The following is an 18,340-nucleotide window of genomic DNA, read 5'->3' on the forward strand; positions in this document are numbered from 1 at the left end:
GTTGATATAGGTAACTGCTCATGCCCACGTTCGCCGCCCGGTTGCGTCAGAAAATTGCCGAGCACAGCCCGCTGTGTGTCGGTATCGATCCGTCCGCGGCGTTGCTGAAGTCCTGCAATTTGCCCAACACGCCCGAAGGTGCGTTCGAGTTCAGCAAGCGCGTGCTGGAAGCGGCGGACTTTCGCATCTCACTGCTCAAGCCGCAGTCGGCATTCTTCGAGCGCTTCGGCAGTGCCGGGTTGAAGGCGGTCGAAGAGCTCACGACGCTGGCGCGTAGTCGCGAAGTGCTGGTGCTGCTCGATGGCAAACGCGGCGACATCGATACCACCGGCGCCGCTTACGCCGAAGGTTATTTCTCATCGACGACGACGCTGCGTGTCGATGCGGTGACGACGCATGTATATCTCGGCCTGGCAGCGCTCGATCCGTTCCTGGATATCGCCGTGCGCGCCGAGGGCGGTGTGTTCGTCGTCGTGCGCTCCTCCAATCCGGAAGGTCGCGAGCTGCAAACAGCGCGTCTGGCGAATGGCGAGACCGTTGCTCAGAACCTGTGCCGCGAGATCACGGTGCGCAATCGGAAACAGGGCGAAGGGCTGCAGTACATTGGTGCCGTCGTTGGTGCCACTTGTGACGATGCCGCCGAGACTGTGGACGCGCTGCCGCAGTCCTTCATTCTCGCGCCGGGTGTCGGTGCGCAAGGCGCAACCATTCAGGATGTGTTGAAGCGGATGCCGTCGGCGCGCGGTCGCGTGTTGCCGAATGTTTCCAGAGCAATCCTGGCAAACGGCGGCGGTGTCTCCGAGATTCGTACGACCATCCGCAGCTTGCAGGAGCAGGCTCGCGAGCTGCTGTAGCCAATCGTCATGCCGCTCGCTGCCGCACTGAGTCGTGCGCTAGGGACTGAGGTTGCGGCAGGTTCGGAGCGGAGTGTCGGCGGCGGCTCGATCAATTCCTGTGCTCGCTTCGAAAGCGAGGCCGGTCCGTTGTTCGTCAAGTACGGTGAGCCGTCGAGCCTGGCCATGTTTCAGGCTGAAGCGGACGGACTCGCGGAGTTGGCCAAGGCTCGCGCCGTTCGCGTTCCAAACGTGCTGGCAGTCGATGAGCTGGAAGGCATCGCCTTTCTCGCGCTCGAATGGATCGACCTGCGTGGCGGCTCCTCCAGCAGTGAGAGAAAACTCGGAGAGTTGCTTGCCGCCCAACATCGCGTGACGCGCGATAAGTTCGGTTGGCATCGCGACAACACCATCGGCTCGACGCCTCAATCCAATCGTGAGACCGGCGATTGGGTCGAGTTCCTGCGCGAGCAGCGACTTCGTCCGCAACTAACGTTGGCGAAGAGCAATGGCGCGAGCAAGGAGCTCATCGACAGCAGCGAGCGCCTTTGCGAACAGCTCGCTCTCTTCTTCACTGACTATAGACCGGTGCCATCGCTGCTCCACGGCGATTTGTGGGGCGGTAATTGGGGCAGCGATGCGAGCGGTCAGCCGGTGCTGTTCGATCCGGCGGTGTATTTCGGCGATCGCGAGGCCGATCTGGCCATGACCCGGTTATTCGGCGGCTTCGGGGCGTCGTTCTATTCGGCGTATCAAAGTGCGTGGCCGTTGGATGCAGGCGCAACGTCGCGAGTCACGCTCTACAACCTGTATCACGTGCTGAATCATTTCAATCTGTTCGGCGGCGGGTATCTACGGCAGGCGCTGGGAATGATCCAGCGCCTGCTTGCCGAGCTGCATTGAGTTCAGGTCTTGGCCGGAATTCGCACCGAGCCGCCGACGCGCTCGTGCAGGATGTTGCCGCTGGTTTTGGCGCGCACGCTGAAATTGCCGCCGATGTCGCTCACATTGACGCTGCCAGAGCTGTCCCTGTCGATTGTGGCATTCTTCTTCACGTCGCGAATGGTGATGTCGCCCGAGCTGTCCTCGACGATTTCGGCATTGCCCGTGACTTTGGCGATGGCGATGTCGCCGGAGCTGTCGGTTTTGATTTTCACATCGCCGCGCACATCTTCGATGTCGATGTTGCCGGAGCTGTCTTCCACTTCGACGTTGCCGACCACGCTGACCACGCGGATCTCGCCGGAGCTGTCGTTGATGATCAGATTGCCGTTGATGTTCTTCAGCAGCTGATCGCCCGAGCTGTCGTCGACCTTGGACGCGCCGACATCGCTCAATTCCAGATCGCCGCTCGAGTCGGTCACGTCGAGCTCCGCGTCGCGCGGCACGGTGAGGTCCAGGTCCAGCGAGGTGTAGCGACCGAAGCTGAACATGTCGCCCATGCCTTCAGCCATCACCACTGTTAAATAAACCGTGTCGTTCTCACGACGACTTTCCAGCGCGATCTTGCCGAGCAAGCTTTCGGACGAGGCGCAGGCGCGGCCGGTCGCTTTGACGCCGCCCGTCGCCTCGCCGCGAATCTTGAGATAGCCCGCGCCAGCGGACACCACCACTTTCTTGACCGGGCCGTTGAAGTTGGCGGCGCGATCCGAGCTGAACTGGCATTCCTCTGCCCCCGCCGTAGCGGCGATGCCGCTCAGCAAACTGACGCTCAACAGCTGGGCCGCAAACTTCTTCATGAAGGACTTCCTGTGCGAATAAGTAAAGCTGAATGCCCGCGCGCACCAGGGAAGAAGGCTCGTCCCTGGGCCTGCGTAAGGGGCTGCAAAGATAGGAGCAGATCAGCCGGTTTGCAAAATTTTGCGAAGGGCGGTCGTTAGCAACCGACGTTGCATCGCTTGCGACAAAGAATCGGCACGAGCGAGGCCCATGCGCGCGAGATGCGGCTGAACTGCGGGCACAGGCGATCCATTTAACAGTGCGTCGAGCAGCGTTAACACGCGGCCCGACCACGACTGTGTCGACGCTTGCAAGGAGCGCAAGGCCTTCGACAGCACGAGCTCTTCGGCGGTGAAGTCCGTACCGAACGGCAATTCAGCAAACAAGCCGCGCTCGCGCCAGGGCGCGAATTTTCTGGCGAGCTGCTGTGGCGTGTTGGCCCGCGCCGCTTCCGGAATGGACCAATTCTTCGGCAATTTGCCGGCGCGCTGCGCGTCGGCGACGAATGCTCGCTGGAAGCGGGCGTCCATGATGCCGACCAGGGCTTCGACGATCTCACGATCGGTGCGGCCGCGCAGGTCGGCGATGCCATATTCAGTGACGACGATGTCGCGCAGATGGCGCGGCACGGTGCAATGACCGTAGGTCCAAACAACGTTGGATGAAGTGACGCCGTCGGCCGTCCGCGTCGAGCGCAGACAAAGAATGGAGCGGGCTTCGGGTAGCGCGTGCGCCATCGCCACGAAGTTATATTGACCGCCCACGCCGCTGACGACGCGACCGTCCGCGAGCGCATCGGAAACGGCAGCGCCCAAGCCGGTGACCATCATCGTCGTGTTCACAAAGCGCGCGTAGCGGCGTTGGGCGACCTTCAATTCCCATTCATGGCCATACAGCTCGTTGACGAAGCTGATGCCGCGCATTGCAAACATTCGGCGCTGAACGGCGGGCAGTTCACGCAAGCCCGTGTAGAAACCTTTCGGGCCGAAGAAGAAACCCGCGTCGGCGAGCACGCCGTTGCGCAACGTTTCGCCGAGACAGTACTGCGCAATCTGCGCGCGTTGTTCAGGGTCGGAGAACGTCGCTCGCAATTGCTGACCGTCCGGCGTGATCAGCACGCCGCGGTCGTAGTCGACATCGTCGCGAAACAAACCGACTTCGCGGAATTCCTGAAAGTCGGCAAACGACATTCGATTCATGCCGGCTTCGACCAGTGCGTCGAGCGTGTGCAGACTGACGTTTTCATCGATATGACCGTCATCGATCAGTCGCTGCAGCTTGGCGCTCGGGTACACGCGGCGCTTCAGGATGCCGCTGCGATACAGATCCAGAAAGCCATCGGCGAGCATTTCGGTACAGCCATACAGGCCGCGCTCGAACGGCGCTGTGCCACCTTCGGTCTCGATGAGTCGGCGATGTCGAGCGAGCATGCCGGTCGATTCCAGGACCTCGCGATAGAGCGCGGGTTGCTGCTGGCGCAGCTGTAAGGCGTAGCAAATGCCGTCGCCCAGCTCTCCGATGCCCAACTGCAAGGTGCCACCGTCGCGAATCAGCGTGCTGACGTTCAGTGCGATCGCATGTTCCGTCGGCGGGATCGGCATGTTGGGCGGACTGAACAGCGCCGTGCCCGGGTCCTGAACCAGAAAATCAAACGTGTCGGCGGTGACCAGCGCGTCGCCGTACATGAAGGGCAGATCACGATGCACCTGACCGATCAGGACGAATGGTTTGCTACTGCCGGCCGCGCGCATCGCTGCGATTTGCGGCAACAGGTCGGCGGTCATGTCCGCATTGGAGCCGAGACTCAGCAAGCCCGGCGCTTCGTTGGCCGGCGGGGCGGCCACGAGCTGCGCGATCACGTTGAGTCCGCGGCGCAAGGCATCGCGCGCGACGTGCGTGTAGTTGCTGCTGAGATAGTGCTGCTGTAAATGTTCGTTGCGCAGCCAGGCGCCGGGTTCCATATAGAACTCGAGCACCTCGATGTTCGCCGGCAGCTGCTGCCGCTCGATCAGCCGTAGGTAATCCAGCTCCGGATAGTTGCCGAACACCCGGCGTGTGAACGGCTCGATGAAGCGCTTTTCTAAATCGCTACGACCGCGCGGCACCCGCAGCGACAGCGCAGTGATGATGGTGAGTTTTACATGAGGGTCGGCAACAGCGCGGGCCACGAACGCGTTGACCAGCGTGTTCGGCTTGCCGATGGCGACGGGCAAGCCCAGCACGACATGCTTGCCGACGCGAGTGAGCGTGGCTTCCACGCATTCGTCGGGTGCCGTGAATTTGAGCGGCGCGGCTGCAGTCATCGATGCTTGCTTATCGAAGCCCGGTCGTGGCTTGGATCATGAAGCGCCTTTCAGTCGCAGCGAGAACTTCACTTGCACGTCGTTGCCGACCGTGGAAGTGTCTTTCCAGTCGCCCTGACCGACGCCGAAGTCCAGTCGTTTGATTTTTGCCGTGCCCTTGAGCCAGGCGCCGCCGTCCTTGCTTTCGAAAGTGAAGTCGATGGGCACGTCCTTGGTCACATTGCGCAGCGTGAGCTTGCCGGTGGCGGAATATTTGTTGCCGCCCTTGTCGGTGAACTTGTCGGCGACATACTGCGCGGTCGGGAAACGCTTAACGTCGAACAGATCGGCGCTCTTGATGGTCGTGTCTCGCTCGCCGTCCTGCGTGTTCACGGAAGCGGTGTCGATCTTCACATCGAAGCGGCTGGCCGCCAGGTTCTTCGGGTCGAAGCTGATATCGGCGGTGAACTTGTCGAAGCCGCCTTCGAACTGCGCGCCGGCCTGCTCGCCGACGAAACCGAGCTTGCTTTCTTTGGGCTGCAGGCTCCACGTCGCGGCAGCCAGGGCCGCTACGGCAGCGAGGCCCGCGGTGAGGCCGACGACCAGCCGCCCGGCGAGACGATGACCCCTCGATGACAATACAGACGACGTCATGATCGATCCTGTTTCAGTTTGACCGGCAGCATGCGGCGAAGCACGTTGTCCTTGTCGATGAAATGATGCTTGAGCGCCGCCGCGATATGCAGCACCGCCAGCCCGAACAGTGTCAGCGCCAGCAGCTCGTGCGTCTCATGAAGAAAATCATAAGCGGGCCGATTGGGCTTGATGAAATCCGGCAGGGTCACCAGACCGAACCAGCTGACAGGAAAGTTGCGGGCCGATGACATGAGCCAGCCGACCAGCGGCGTGATCAACAGCAGCGCGTATAGACCGATGTGTGACACGCGCGCCGCTATTCTTTGCCACTGTGGAATATCCAGCGGCTCGGCCGGCACCGGATTGAGCCAGCGCCAGATCAGGCGCAGCAGTGCCAAGCCGAGAATGGTGATGCCGAACGATTTGTGCTGGGCGAGCACTGCGATTTTCGCCGGGCCCAGCGGCAGGTCGTCGGCCCGGCTGGCCAGGATGAACTGCACTATGATCAGGACCACGATGGCCCAGTGAAATAACTGCGCGACGACGCCGTAGCGAAATTCGTCGTTCTTCAGTTGCATCACTTTGCGGATCCAGTGGGTACTTAGAGACGACAGTGTAAGCGATTCGGGGAGCCGGGCCACGGGGCCTGCAAATCTGACACGAACCAGGGGTCGAAACGGATGCCAGACAGCTCCACAGATCGAATGAAAGCGGCTCGGATCGGAGCCGTCCTGCTGTTGTGTCTCGGGCTTGTCGCCTGTCCGCGACCGGTGCGTCCGCCCGCGCCCGCGCCGGAAGTCCCGCCGCAACCGACGCCGACCCAGCCGGCGCCGCCCCCCGGCGAGGCGGGGGCCACGGTTTACCAGGTCGATCCGCAGGCCTCGGTGCTGCATATCTTTGTCTATCGCGGCGGGACGTTCGCGCGGCTCGGCCACAATCATGTGATGACCAGCAAATCGGTCGCCGGTCGGGTATGGATGCGTTCCCCTTTCCCGGCGTCCGGTTTCGAGCTGTCGTTTCCTGTGGCCGACCTGATCGTCGACGATGCGGATGCCCGGCGCGCGGCGGGCAGCGACTTTCCGCCCGAGATTTCCGCTTCCGACAAGGAGGGCACGCGCAAGAACATGCTTCGTAAGGAAGTGCTCGATGCCGAGACCTATCCGAACGTGACGGTCAAGTCGGCGACCGTCGACGGCTCGTTGCAGGCGCCGAAGATCACCGCGCGCATCACGATCAAGGACGCAAGCAAAGACGTGGCCGTGCCCACCAGCATTGTCATGAACGGCGATCGCCTCACGGCCAGCGGGGAGTTCGACCTGCTACAGACCGACTTCGGCATGAAGCCCTTCAGCGTGGCGCTGGGAGCTCTGGAAGTGCAGGACCGTTTGCATGTGCGTTTCGAGCTGGTCGCGGTCAAGCGCTGAAAGTCAGCGCTTGCCCAGCAATTCTTTGGCCAGATCGTTCGCGCCGTAAACGTCCTTCAGCGCGGTGAGGATGATGGCGGGATGTACGGCCACCGTGCGATTCATCGTGCCGTCGTACCAGAAGCTGCCGGCGATGGAATGAATGTTTCCATCGAAGGCCAGACCGACCAGTCGACCCTGCGCGTCCACCAGCGGGCTGCCGGAGTTGCCGCCGACGATGTCGTTGGTGGTCACGAAACAGAACGGCGTGTTCATATCGAGCCGGTCGCGCGCGTCCAGCCACCCTTGCGGCAGACGGAACGGATCTTTGCCGGTGGCGCGTTCGAACAAGCGGGACAGCCGCGTGAACGGTTCGACTTGCTGGCCTTTTTCCGTCCAGCCTTCGACCGCGCCGTAGCTCAGCCGTAATGTGAACGTGGCGTCGGGATAGGTGTTCGTGCCATACACCGCGAAGCGCGCCTTGGCGATGCGCTCTTGAGCGGACGCGACCGGTGCCTGCACTTCGTCTTCATAGATCTTGCGGACCGCCCGTGCCTCGCCGTCGATGTCACGAGCCAGCGCGATCATCGGATCATTCGAGCTTGCGATGGCCGCCGCTCCGCCTTCCCACAGCGCTTTGCGGACTGCAGGATCGCCGAGCTTGGTTTCAGTAATCAGTTTGTTCGCGAGCGAGTCGGGCGACTCCTTGCTCAACAGTTTACCAACGATCGAGTCGTCCGGGCCCAGCGCTTCGCGCAGCTTGTCGAGCGAGAACGATAGCGTGACTTGCTCGAAGTTCGGATACAGCGGCGTCGTCGCGAGCAGGCTCGATGAGACTTTCGGTAGATTCGAATCGGCGTACTCGCGCAGGCGTTGCTCGTTGGGCTTGGTACCTTCGGCGGCTCCGCGCACCAGCGTGCGCGCATACGAGAAGAGCTTGCTGTTGAAACCGGCGCCGCCTTCCAGATACAGATAACGATCGTAAATCTGGCGGTAGCGCTCTTGCGCAGCGGCCGCATCGTTCCACGCATTGCCGACGGCGCCGGCGAGCTTCTGGTCGCCCTTCACCCGCTCGCGCAACTCTCGTTCCTGTGAGGTCTTTCGCGCAAACAAACTGTCGTCGAGCAGGGCGGTTTGGAATCCCCGATACACCTTCAGCGCGTTCTCCACGCTCTGCAGATAGTCGCTGGCGATGCGTGCGGGCTCGTCACCGGTTTTGCTCCATTGAATCAGCCGGCCCCGCAGCTCGGAGTTGCGGATCAGATAAGAGGGGACGGAGGTGTCGCGCTGAAAGCGCAATTGCTCGACGGTCAGCAACCGGCTCGTGCTGCCAGGATGACCGGCGACAAAGGTCGCTTCGCCGACCTGCGGGCCTTCGGGACGCCAGGTCAGATGATTCGGCGAGCGCAGCGGCTTGCCGTTTTCGTAGACACGGAACAGGCTGAAATCCAGACTCCAGCGCGGGAAGTTGAAATTGTCCGGATCGCCGCCGAACGCCGCGATGGCGTGATGCGGGGCGAACGCCAGCCGCACGTCGTCATAGCGACGATACTTGTACAGGAAATATTGGCCGCCTTGATACAACGTCACCGACTCGCAGGCGAGGCGGTTCTTTTCTGAGCTCTTGGTGCACGCGGCTTCGAGCTTGCTCAGCTCCTGTTTGCGCGCCTGGTTCGCTTGCGCGTCCTGCATGCCGGCGGTCGCGGCGGCCACCTTCGCGGTGACGTTCTCCATTTCCACGAGCACCGACAGAATTTGCGTCGGACATTTCTTCTCGGCGCTGCGCGTGGTCGCTTTGAAACCGTCGTCCACATAATTGGCGCTCTCGCTGGAAATCTCGGCGAGGCATTGCATGGCGCAATGATGATTGGTGAGCACCAGGCCATCGGGTGACACGAACGAGCCCGTGCAGCCGCTTTCGAAGCGCGTGATGGAGCGCTGCACTTTATTCAGCCAGGGCGGGTCGAGCTTCGCGTTATATTTCTGCTGGATCGTGGCTTGCGGCACGTTGTCGAAGGTCCACATGCCTTCATCGGCGACGGCGGCGGTGGCCAGCAACGCCATGCAGGCGGCGGCGAGACTCCGGAACATCGAATTCTCCTTGTGTCAGTCTTCGGACTGTATCAGCAGCAGCCGCGTTCCTTCCGGGGCAATCAGGATGGCGTTGCACGACTCGTCGAGGCTATCGGGCATTTCGTCGGAAAGTTGCAAGCCGCGCTCTTTCAACCTCGCCAGGCGCTCACGCATGTCAGGATCTTCGAAGGTCAGCACCGGCTGGCGGAACGCCCGGGAACGATACAACGATAGATTCAGATGGTCACTGGTGATTGCCGTCCGTGCGAATGGCTCAGATTGCTCATCCCACGCCACGAAGCCCAGCGCTTCCCAGAACACACGCATCGCGCCCTGTTCGCGGGCCGGCAGTCCGTACTCCGTAAAGTAACCGCAGGTCGTCGCCGGATGACTTTCGAATTGCGGCGGCGAGAAGGTGCGGGCCTCGAACACGTTGACGTATTGACCCGAGGGGTCGCGAAAGCTCACGCGATTGAAGACTTCATTGCCCAGCTGCAGGTCTTCGAGCTCGATGCCCAGCTGTTCCAGCTGCTCGATGCCATGCATGAGCCGCGGCATCACGAAGGTCAGCGCCGGGGAGGGCAGGGCTCGACCGTGCAGGCCTAGAAACAAGCGGCCGTCGGTAACGACTGCGTAGGGATGAGGGAAGGTCTCGCCGACCGGCGCCTGCACGAAGCCCAGCGATTCATAGAACGCCAGCGAGTCGCGAATCTCGGGCGCGTGCACGCTGATTTCCAGGAATCGGCCGAACATCGCTGCTATGCCCAGCCCTGCAGGTGTTGCTCGAGCAGACGAGTCAGCGCGACGACGTGCGCGTCGCTGGCGTTCAGCGAGGGGACGTAGTCGTAAGCTTCGCCCCCGGCGTCGAGAAACAATTGTCGATTGCGAAGCGCGATCTCTTCGAGCGTTTCCAGACAGTCTGTGGCGAAGCCCGGGCATACCAATGTGACTTTCTTCGGCCCGCTGCGCGCGTACTCGAGCAAACGTTCGTCGGTGTAGGGCCGCAGCCATTCCTCTCTGCCGACTTGCGATTGGAAGCTCACGCTCCACTCCTTGTCGCTCAGCGAAAGTCGCTCGGCGACCAGGCGCGCGGTCTGCATGCACTGGCTGTAATACGGATCGCCCGAGGTGACGTAGCGTTTCGGAATGCCATGGAAAGAAAACAACAAATGATTCTTTTCGTGCGTGCGCCAGTGGTGATCGATGCTGGCGGTGAGAGCATCGATATAACCGGCGTCGTCGTGATAGCTGCCGATGAAGCGCAGCTCCGGCACCCAGCGCCAACGTTGCAGGTGCCGAGTGACGCGATCGAATACGGATGCCGTCGTCGTTCCCGAGTACTGCGGGTACAGCGGTAGAACGACGATGCGCGTGGCGCCTTGGCGTCGCAGTTCGTCCAGTGCCTGGGGAATGGATGGTGAGCCGTAACTCATGCCGAGCGCGACAGGCGCATTCCAGCGCGGCTCGAGGGCTTCGCCGATGCGTTTGGCCAGGGCGGAGCTGTACACGAGCAAGGGTGAGCCTTCGGGCGTCCAGATCTGTTGATAGGCGTGAGCGCTCTTCGACGGGCGAATTCGCAGAATCACGCCGTGCAGAGCCAGCCACCAGATCAGCCGCGGCGCCTCGACGACGCGCGGGTCCCATAGAAATTCAGCCAGGAAGCGCCGGACCGAGGACGGATCGGGGCCGTCGGGCGTGCCGAGGTTGGCCAGCAGCACACCGATGCGGTTGGAGCCGCCATCTTGGTGAGAGGAATCGCCGAGGTAATGAACCATGGGGCGCAAGTTTAATGACCCGCGACCCTGATTCACTAATTGAGCCTTGCGATGGGAGAGATCGGGTACATGGATGTACCCCGCCGCCGCAGGTGGCGGGCGAGCGGCAAAAGTCACGCCTTTTGCCGCCTCGCCGGGAGGGTCGTGGCAGGAGCCCGATCCCGACCGATAGAAAAGAAAAGCCCCGCCGAAGCGGGGCCTTCCCACCAGGATTGGTTAGTCGTCGATCAGGCCTGAGCAGCCTGCTTGCGACGGCGCTTGCTCAGCGCGATGCCGACCAGGCCGACGCCCAGCAGGCCCAGAGCACCCGGCTCCGGCACGTTGGCGACCTGGCGCAGGCCCTGCGCGGTGATGGTCGAGTTGACCAGGTTGAAGTCGCCGAAGATGGAGTTGATCGTGACCGTCAGGGTACCCAGCGCATTCAGCTGCAGCAGGCCGAGGATCGAGAAGCCGCCGTACTCTTCGCCGGCGAGGCCGAAGCGGCTGACGAAGGAATCGCCGGTGAAGCCCGGGATGTCCACGAACGCCAGCTCGTAGGCATCGTTGCGCTGGTCATCGGCCAGGTTGATCGACAGGTGGAAGCTGGTGATCAGGTCGGTCAGCGGGCGGAAGCCGGTGTCGTTCAGGTTGTGGGTATAGGTGAACGACTGGCGCTCGCCGATGTACACGTTGTTCGCGTCGGTGGCCACATCGACCCAGGTGGCGGGGATGTAGTCGGCACGAGCGGCGCCAGCAAACCCGAAGGCGAGCAGCACGAGAGCAAAAAATCGGTTCATCTGAAAAATTCCTGTGGGCGTTTGTGGCACGCGATGTAGATAAAGCAACCGCTGTGCCACGAGCATCTTTTTCCTTTTGTGTCAGTGCACTAGCGGGTCGGGGAGGGTGCGGTGCAAGGGCAGTGATGAATGCCCTGTAATACAGCCCGACGTATCGGCACATATATGTTTACGGGAATAAGTAAAACTGCCGCATCCGTCACATGCACTATTGCGAAACAGTCGGGTGCCGCTGTGAGGGTATTTACCTCGGTTTGTCGCTATACCTCATAGGATCTGCGTGCATGTGATTAAGGATGTCTTCACAAGGACCCGCATGGTCGGGGCATGCAACCGGGCAAGGACGCCTTCACTTCTTTTTCTAATCCCTGATTGCTACAGGTCGGCCTTTCCGCCACCGGCCTTTCTCTGATTGATTGCTCGAAGTGTCGCGATTCGTTACTGCCCCCTCCCCGGGATCGCGGCACCTCGCGCAGGGGACTGAGCACTGGTTTAACTTATTCCAGGATCGGTCCGGACGGCGGTCGGCAGGCATCTTCCATCAGAGCCTGCCGACCGCCTCCATTTTGATCGGGATTAGCGTTCGATAATTGCGGTGACACCCATGCCGCCCGCCGTGCATACGGAGATGAGTCCGCGGCCGCCGCCGCGCTGAGCGAGTTGCTTGGCCAGAGTGGCGATGATGCGTGCGCCCGTGGCCGCGAAGGGATGGCCGATGGCGACACTGCCGCCTTTCAGATTCATCTTGCTCCGGTCGATGCTTCCCAGCGGCGCGCTGAGACCCAGCCGGTCGCGGCAGAACTCCGCCGACTCCCAGGCTTTGAGCGTACAGAGCACCTGCGCCTCGAACGCTTCGTGGATTTCGTAGATGTCGAAGTCCTGCAGCGTCAACTTGGCATCCGCGAGCATGCGAGGCACCGCATAGGCGGGCGCCATCAGCAGTCCTTCCTTCTGCACGAAATCGACCGCCGCGTACTTGCCGTATGTGAGATACGCGAGCACCGGCAGTCCGCGCGCCTTCGCCCATTCTTCGCTCGCGAGCAGCACCGCGGCCGAGCCATCGGTCATCGGCGTCGAGTTGCCGGCGGTCAATGTGCCGTTGGCCGCGAACGAGGGCTTGAGCTTCGCGAGCTTCTCGATCGAAGTATCGCGACGAATGTTGTTGTCCTGCTTCAAGCCGCGGAACGGCACCACCAGGTCGTCATAAAAGCCTTCATCCCACGCCGCGCCGGCCTTGCGATGACTCTCGAATGCCAATTGATCTTGATCGGCGCGCGGGATCTGCCAGGTCTGAGCCATCTTTTCGCAGTGCTGTCCCATCGACATGCCGGTGCGAGGCTCGCTCACGCCGGGCAGTTGTGGCTTGAGGAAGCTCGGACGAAAACTCGACCACGGTGAAAGCCGTTCGCCGAGCGATTTGCCGCGCGCACTGCGCAGAAGCAATTTGCGATACGAGGTGGGATAGACGATCGGAACATCGCTGGCCGTGTCGACGCCCGCGGCGATGGCGGAGTCGATCTGTCCGACTGCGATTTTCAAACCGAGCACGATGGCAGTATCGAGACTGGTCCCACAGGCGCGCTGCAGATCGAACGCGGGCGTTTCTGGCGCGAGACCGCTATCGAGCACGCTCTCGCGCGTCAGGTTGAAGTCCTTGGAATGCTTGAGCACCGCGCCGGCGCCGACATCGCCGAGCACTTCACCGCGCAGGTTGAATTTCTCCACCAGGCCTTTCAGCGAGGCGGTGAGCATTTCCTGATTGCTGGCCTCGGCGAACACGCCCATCGAGCGCGCGAAGGGAATGCGCGTGCCGCCGATGATGGCGACGCGTCGAATCGACGAACCTACGAGCATGATGGCTCCAGTGACGGGCAACGAAGGTGGCAAGCATGCCAGCCGTGATCGCCCGAATATAGTTGAGGATCGCTGTTGGCGCGGCGACCCGAAGTCCGTACGCTGTGCGGCCCACAGTTCCCGCCAACGCTGGCGGTTTCAGCCACATGAGTATTCACAGCCGCGACCGCCTGGTCGTGGACGCCCGCGCTATTGTCGCGCTCGGCGGCCCACTGCTAGGTAATAACCTCTCGATCACCGGCATGGCGTTCGCCGACACCGTGATGGCGGGCCAACTGGGTGCCGTCGATCTGGGCGGGCTGGCGATCGGCGCCGCCAGTTTCAACCTTTTCATGTTTGTGGGCTTCGGTTTGCTGATGGCGACTTCGCCGTCGGTTGCGCACGCCTATGGCGCCAACGATACGTACAAAGTGACGTCCTATGCCCGTCAGTCATGGTGGCTGGTGCTGGCGCTTTCAATCCTGTTGTTCCTGGGCATGCAACAGGCGGATTGGTTCCTGCCGGCGATCGGGATCGGCAAGGACGTGCTGCCAGTGGCGGTTGGATACATTCACGCCATCAGCTGGGGAATGCCGGGCCTGCTCGCGTTCTTCTCGCTGCGTTATATGAGCGAAGGGCTCGGTCGCACCAAGCCCATCATGTTCTCGGGCTTCCTCGGCCTGACCGCGAACGTCATTGGTAACTGGATCTTCATGTACGGCAAGTTCGGCGCGCCCGCGTTGGGCGCGGTGGGCTGCGGCGTCGCCACTGCGATCTCGATGTGGCTGATGTTCTTCGCGATGTTTCTACACGTACGCTTGCATCGCGCTTATCGACCTTTCAACTTTTTCGCGCGTATCGATCCGCCTAACTGGCCGGTGCTCCGAGAGCTGACTCGCATCGGCGCGCCCATTGCCGGCAGCATCCTTGCCGAAGGCGGTTTGTTTGTAGCGGCGGCGTTGATGATGGGCGGCATGGGTGCGGTCACTGCGGCCGGACATCAAATCGCGCTGAACTACGCTGCCTTCATGTTCATGGTGCCGTTGGCGATCAGCTCGGCCACGACCATTCATGTCGGCCATACGCTGGGACGTGGCGATCTGGTCGGTGCTCGCAATGCGGGTCTGATCGGCGTGGGGATGTGCGCGATCGTGATGACCGTGTCAGCGATTGTGATTTTGTTGTTCAACGATCACATCGCGGCACTGTACACACGCGACGTGCCGGTGCGCGAGCTGGCGGCCAGTCTGCTATTGATGGCTGCGCTGTTTCAGTTTTCCGATGGTGTGCAGGTCGGCGCGGCGGGCGCGCTGCGCGGCTTCAAGGACACGACCATTCCCATGGCCCTGTGCATCTTTTCGTACTGGGTGGTTGGGTTCACCTTCGCCTATTACTACGGCGTGTACCGTGGCGAAGGACCGAGACTGGTGTGGGTCGGACTGAACGTCGGACTGACGATCAGCGCGGCGCTGCTGCTGGCTCGCTACTGGTCGGTGACCAAGTCGCGATTGAGAAATCAGCTTCCGGAGTTGTAGGTGCCACGCTGCGGATCGTTGTAGCCGTAGCCCAGCGTCTCCACCTCATCGACCACGCCATCGATGAATTTCACCCGGCGCATCAGCTTGTTCGGGCCGAAATTGTACGTCCAGGTTTCCACCGGGATTTCGATCAGCCCGTCGCCGGAATAAAAAATCCGGCCGCCGACGGTGTAGGTCGGTCGACGCAGGATGGTGCGCGTCTGCACGTCGGCGGGCTCGCCGCAAAACGCCCGTACTTCGGAGCGCGCATCTCCGTCGCGGATCAAACGGCTGCCACAACGCATACCGTCGGCATGCGCCGGCGCCGCGAGCGCGCCCGCAACGACCGTCAAACCAATGAGCAGTGGGATACGCATGATCTTCACTATGCCTCTCGGCGTATGAATTGCCAATGAATCATGGCTGAATTCACACTGTGTTGAGCTTGCCCTCGATGCAGTTCCGATACAACTGAGCAAAATCAGCGACCGTCACCGGGATCGGATTGCCGCCGGTGGAAGGGTCGTCGAACGCCTGTTGCGCAAACGCCTGTGCATGCTCTGATGTAACGCCCAGCTCCGACAATGTATCCGGAACACCGATGGTATTTCGCAATTCCAGGATCCAGTCCAGCACGCCGTTGAACGACTGCTGAGGCAGGTTCAGGTAGGCGGCCAGGCGCTGCATCTTCGCGGTCAGCGCCGGACGATTCCATGACAGGACATAAGGCATGACGACGGCATTGGTCAGGCCATGATGCGTGTTCAGGTTCGCCGAGCACGGATGACTCAGGCTATGCATCGCGCCCAGCCCCTTCTGAAACGCGGTCGCGCCCATCAGCGACGCGGCCATCATTTGCGAGCGGGCTTCGATGTCGCTGCCGTCGCGCACGGCGGTTGCCAGATAATCGTGGACCAGGCGCATGCCTTCCAGCGCAATGCCTTCCGCCAACGGATGATACGAAGGCGAACAGTACGCTTCTAGATTGTGAGATAGCGCGTCCATGCCGACCGCCGCGGTGACTTTCGCGGGCAGGCCCAACGTCAGTTCGGGATCGGCAATCACGATGGACGGCAACATCTTCGGATGAAAAATGATCTTCTTGGTGTGATCGCGCACGTCGGTGATCACGGATGCGCGTCCGACTTCGGAGCCTGTGCCGGACGTGGTCGGCACTGCCACCGTTGGCGCCATGCCTGAAACATTCACTCGCGTGAACCAATCCTCGCGATCTTCGAAGTCCCAGATCGGACGGGTTTGGCCCACCATCAACGCGACGGCCTTGCCGGTGTCCAGTGCGCTGCCGCCGCCGAACGCAATCACACCATCGTGCGAACCGCTGCGGTATGCATTCACTCCATTCGTGACGTTCGACTCCACCGGATTCGCTTGTACGTCGCTGAACACTTCGCACTCGAGCCCCGCGGCCTTACAGGCGGCGACGGCGTTGTCGATCATCGGCAGCTTCGCCAACGCGGCGTCCGTGACGAGCAGCGGACGTTTCATGTTTAATGATTTGCATGCGTCCGGCAATTCGGCGATACGGCCGGGGCCGAAGCGTACGGCGGTGGGATAGTTCCAGTTGCCGCGTAACGAAGCCATGATGTGTTCCTTCAAGTGCGCGTGCGCAAGTGGAATGACTTGGGTCGAGTGAGATGTTCGTAACCGACGACTGACAGCGTGCAGCCGCGGCCCGAGTCCTTCACGCCTACCCAGGCGAGCGCCGGGTCGAGATAATCGCAACGATTCATGAACCACGTGCCGGTGTCGATACGATCGCCAATCGACAGCGCCGCGCCTTCGTCGCGCGTCCAGATCGCGGCGGTCAAACCGAATACCGTGTCGTTCATCAGTGCGATGGCCTGCTCGTCCGAGCTCACCTTCATCAGACCGGCGACCGGGCCGAAAATTTCCTCGCGCATGACGGTCATCGAGTGGTCGACGTTCAGCAGGGCTTGAGGGGCGAGGTAGGGTGTGCCGGGTTTGCTGTCAGTGAATTTCGCTTCGTCGATGGCGGGCTTTGCGCCGGCGCTGATCGATGCGGCGATCTGCTGACGGATCGCATCCGCGGCGGCGGTTCGGATTACTGGACCGAGTGTGGTGGTCTGCTCTAATGGGTTGCCGAGCACATATTTGTTGGTGAGATCGATGAAGCCTTCGACGAAGGTGTCGTACACGCGCTCGTGAACGTAGATCCTTTGTAGGCCACAGCAGGATTGCCCGCTGTTGAAGTAGGCGCCATCGACGACGTTCTCTATGGCGTGCGGGAGGTCGGCATCGTGCCTTACGTACACCGGATCGCATCCGCCCAGTTCCAAGCCCACGCCAATGAAGCGTTCCGCCGCCGCGCGTTGCACGGCGTGTCCGCCGGCCACTGAGCCGGTGAATGCGACGAAGTCGATGCGTTTGTCGCGAATGATCTTCTCTGTGTCGGCGTGGCTGAGGTGAAGGACTTGAAATACGCCTTCGGGCAGGCCGGCCGCCTTGAGACACTTTGCGAATCGTTCGGCGCAGAGCGGGGTCTGTGCGGAATGTTTCAGGATCACTGCGTTGCCGGCCATCAATGCGGGGACGATGCTGTTGACGGCGATGAGGTACGGATAATTCCAGGCAGCGATCGTGAGCACGACGCCGAGCGGTTCTCTGCGAACGAAGCGCGTAAAGTTTTCCTTCCGCCCGGCGTCGATGTCGGCGAGCGCTTGCGGAGCGATAGAGATCATGTGACGCGCGCGTTCGAGCGTGCCGTTGACTTCGCTCGGTGAGTAGCGGATGGGGCGACCCATTTGCCACGTCAGCTCAGTGGCGATGTCCGCTCGCTGAATTTCGAAGAGGTCGCAGAAGCGGGAGAGGATCTTTGCTCGCTCCGCAACCGGCGTTGCCTTCCATTCGCGCCGCGCGACGCGAGCGCGGTCGAGCGCTTCGTCTATGACCGCTGGCGTCGCCAATTCCAGCTCTACGTAGACACGGCCATCAATAGGACTAATCGTCTTTTGCATGTCGTCATCCGAAGCTGCACTGCCCGAGCCTTCGGCCGGGCTAAGTTGGCGACCCGCCCTTCGGCCGGGCGCCACGGTTGTCCTTTAGAGCGATCATCTTCAGGCGGCGCGCCACGTCCTTCAAAGAGCCAACCTGTGGCCCGCACGCCGTGACTTCTTTGAGCAGGCGCCCCGACCTACAGCCAGTACCATGCATCCATCACCTGCAGCGACCCGAGCCTGCGGCTGGCACCATGTTTCCATTGAAGCGGCGATCGTAGCCCCGGCCGGCGCCACGCTTCCATCAATACAGCGCCCCGAATCTGCGGCTGGCAGCATGCTTCCATTGAAGCGGCGACCCGAGCCTGCGGCCCGCGCCATGCTTCCATTAAATCAGCGACCCGAACCTGCGGCTGGCACCATGTTCCATTGAAGCGGCGGTCCGCACCTGCGGCCGGCGCCATGCTTCCATTAAATCAGCGACCCGGGCCTGCGGCTGGCACCATGCTTCCGTTGAA

The 18,340-nt window shown here is 61.7% G+C and carries 16 protein-coding genes; 4 read left to right on the top strand and 12 right to left on the bottom strand.

Features of this window, described 5'->3' with window-relative positions; translation table 11 throughout:
* Positions 1-20 precede the first annotated feature (20 nt).
* Both pyrF and ACFPN2_RS16085 read left to right on the top strand, forming a co-directional pair.
* Positions 21-854 (top strand): orotidine-5'-phosphate decarboxylase, encoded by an 834-nt coding sequence (pyrF, locus tag ACFPN2_RS16080; protein WP_380598233.1) that lies wholly within the window; start codon positions 21-23, stop codon positions 852-854.
* A gap of 9 nt (positions 855-863) precedes the next feature.
* Entirely contained in the window at positions 864-1,736 is an 873-nt protein-coding gene (locus ACFPN2_RS16085) for a fructosamine kinase family protein (RefSeq protein ID WP_380598235.1), read from the top strand.
* A 2-nt stretch (positions 1,737-1,738) separates the two neighbouring features.
* On the opposite strand, the gene ACFPN2_RS16090 is transcribed toward ACFPN2_RS16085, so the two are convergent.
* The 4 genes from ACFPN2_RS16090 to ACFPN2_RS16105 all read right to left on the bottom strand — a co-directional run bounded on the left by ACFPN2_RS16090 (position 1,739) and on the right by ACFPN2_RS16105 (position 6,111).
* Positions 1,739-2,572 (bottom strand): DUF4097 family beta strand repeat-containing protein, encoded by an 834-nt coding sequence (locus ACFPN2_RS16090; protein WP_380598237.1) that lies wholly within the window; start codon positions 2,570-2,572, stop codon positions 1,739-1,741.
* Between the two features lie 102 nt (positions 2,573-2,674).
* Positions 2,675-4,855 (bottom strand): acetyl-CoA hydrolase/transferase C-terminal domain-containing protein, encoded by a 2,181-nt coding sequence (locus ACFPN2_RS16095; RefSeq protein WP_380598239.1) that lies wholly within the window; start codon positions 4,853-4,855, stop codon positions 2,675-2,677.
* Between the two features lie 36 nt (positions 4,856-4,891).
* Positions 4,892-5,488: a YceI family protein gene (locus ACFPN2_RS16100; RefSeq protein WP_380598241.1), complete on the bottom strand. Its 597-nt coding sequence runs from the start codon at positions 5,486-5,488 to the stop codon at positions 4,892-4,894.
* Positions 5,485-6,111, bottom strand: coding sequence for a cytochrome b (locus ACFPN2_RS16105; RefSeq protein WP_380598243.1), 627 nt, complete (start codon positions 6,109-6,111; stop codon positions 5,485-5,487). The genes ACFPN2_RS16100 and ACFPN2_RS16105 overlap by 4 nt, the downstream gene beginning before the upstream one ends.
* Positions 6,112-6,174: 63 nt before the next feature.
* On the opposite strand from ACFPN2_RS16105, the gene ACFPN2_RS16110 reads away from it, so the two are divergent.
* Positions 6,175-6,894 (top strand): YceI family protein, encoded by a 720-nt coding sequence (locus ACFPN2_RS16110; protein WP_380598245.1) that lies wholly within the window; start codon positions 6,175-6,177, stop codon positions 6,892-6,894.
* Positions 6,895-6,897: 3 nt separating this feature from the next.
* On the opposite strand, the gene ACFPN2_RS16115 is transcribed toward ACFPN2_RS16110, so the two are convergent.
* The 5 genes from ACFPN2_RS16115 to ACFPN2_RS16135 all read right to left on the bottom strand — a co-directional run bounded on the left by ACFPN2_RS16115 (position 6,898) and on the right by ACFPN2_RS16135 (position 13,351).
* Positions 6,898-8,964 carry a S46 family peptidase gene (locus ACFPN2_RS16115; RefSeq protein ID WP_380598247.1) on the bottom strand — a complete coding sequence of 689 codons (2,067 nt, stop codon included), beginning with the start codon at positions 8,962-8,964 and terminating at the stop codon, positions 6,898-6,900.
* A 15-nt stretch (positions 8,965-8,979) separates the two neighbouring features.
* Complete coding sequence (locus tag ACFPN2_RS16120) at positions 8,980-9,699, bottom strand: VOC family protein (protein WP_380598249.1); 720 nt, start codon at positions 9,697-9,699, stop codon at positions 8,980-8,982.
* Between the two features lie 5 nt (positions 9,700-9,704).
* Complete coding sequence (gene hemH, locus ACFPN2_RS16125; protein ID WP_380598253.1) at positions 9,705-10,721, bottom strand: ferrochelatase; 1,017 nt, start codon at positions 10,719-10,721, stop codon at positions 9,705-9,707.
* Positions 10,722-10,948: 227 nt separating this feature from the next.
* Positions 10,949-11,497: a PEP-CTERM sorting domain-containing protein gene (locus ACFPN2_RS16130; protein ID WP_380598255.1), complete on the bottom strand. Its 549-nt coding sequence runs from the start codon at positions 11,495-11,497 to the stop codon at positions 10,949-10,951.
* Between the two features lie 576 nt (positions 11,498-12,073).
* Positions 12,074-13,351, bottom strand: coding sequence for an acetyl-CoA C-acetyltransferase (locus ACFPN2_RS16135; protein ID WP_380598257.1), 1,278 nt, complete (start codon positions 13,349-13,351; stop codon positions 12,074-12,076).
* Between the two features lie 146 nt (positions 13,352-13,497).
* Between ACFPN2_RS16135 and ACFPN2_RS16140 the strand changes: the two genes are divergently transcribed.
* A complete protein-coding gene (locus ACFPN2_RS16140; protein WP_380598259.1) occupies positions 13,498-14,865 on the top strand; it encodes an MATE family efflux transporter in 1,368 nt (455 codons plus the stop codon).
* On the opposite strand, the gene ACFPN2_RS16145 is transcribed toward ACFPN2_RS16140, so the two are convergent.
* From ACFPN2_RS16145 to ACFPN2_RS16155, 3 genes are read right to left on the bottom strand one after another with little or no spacing between them, the layout of a single operon-like run.
* Positions 14,847-15,224: a DUF2845 domain-containing protein gene (locus ACFPN2_RS16145; RefSeq protein ID WP_380598261.1), complete on the bottom strand. Its 378-nt coding sequence runs from the start codon at positions 15,222-15,224 to the stop codon at positions 14,847-14,849. The genes ACFPN2_RS16140 and ACFPN2_RS16145 overlap by 19 nt on opposite strands.
* A gap of 52 nt (positions 15,225-15,276) precedes the next feature.
* Positions 15,277-16,449 (bottom strand): iron-containing alcohol dehydrogenase, encoded by a 1,173-nt coding sequence (locus ACFPN2_RS16150; RefSeq protein WP_380598263.1) that lies wholly within the window; start codon positions 16,447-16,449, stop codon positions 15,277-15,279.
* A gap of 11 nt (positions 16,450-16,460) precedes the next feature.
* The gene (locus tag ACFPN2_RS16155; protein WP_380598265.1) at positions 16,461-17,843 is read right to left on the bottom strand and encodes an aldehyde dehydrogenase family protein; all 1,383 of its coding nucleotides are present in this window, start codon (positions 17,841-17,843) and stop codon (positions 16,461-16,463) included.
* Positions 17,844-18,340: the final 497 nt, after the last annotated feature.

Origin of the sequence: Steroidobacter flavus (assembly GCF_042651805.1) — a bacterium.
Classification (GTDB): Bacteria; Pseudomonadota; Gammaproteobacteria; order Steroidobacterales; family Steroidobacteraceae; genus Steroidobacter; species Steroidobacter flavus.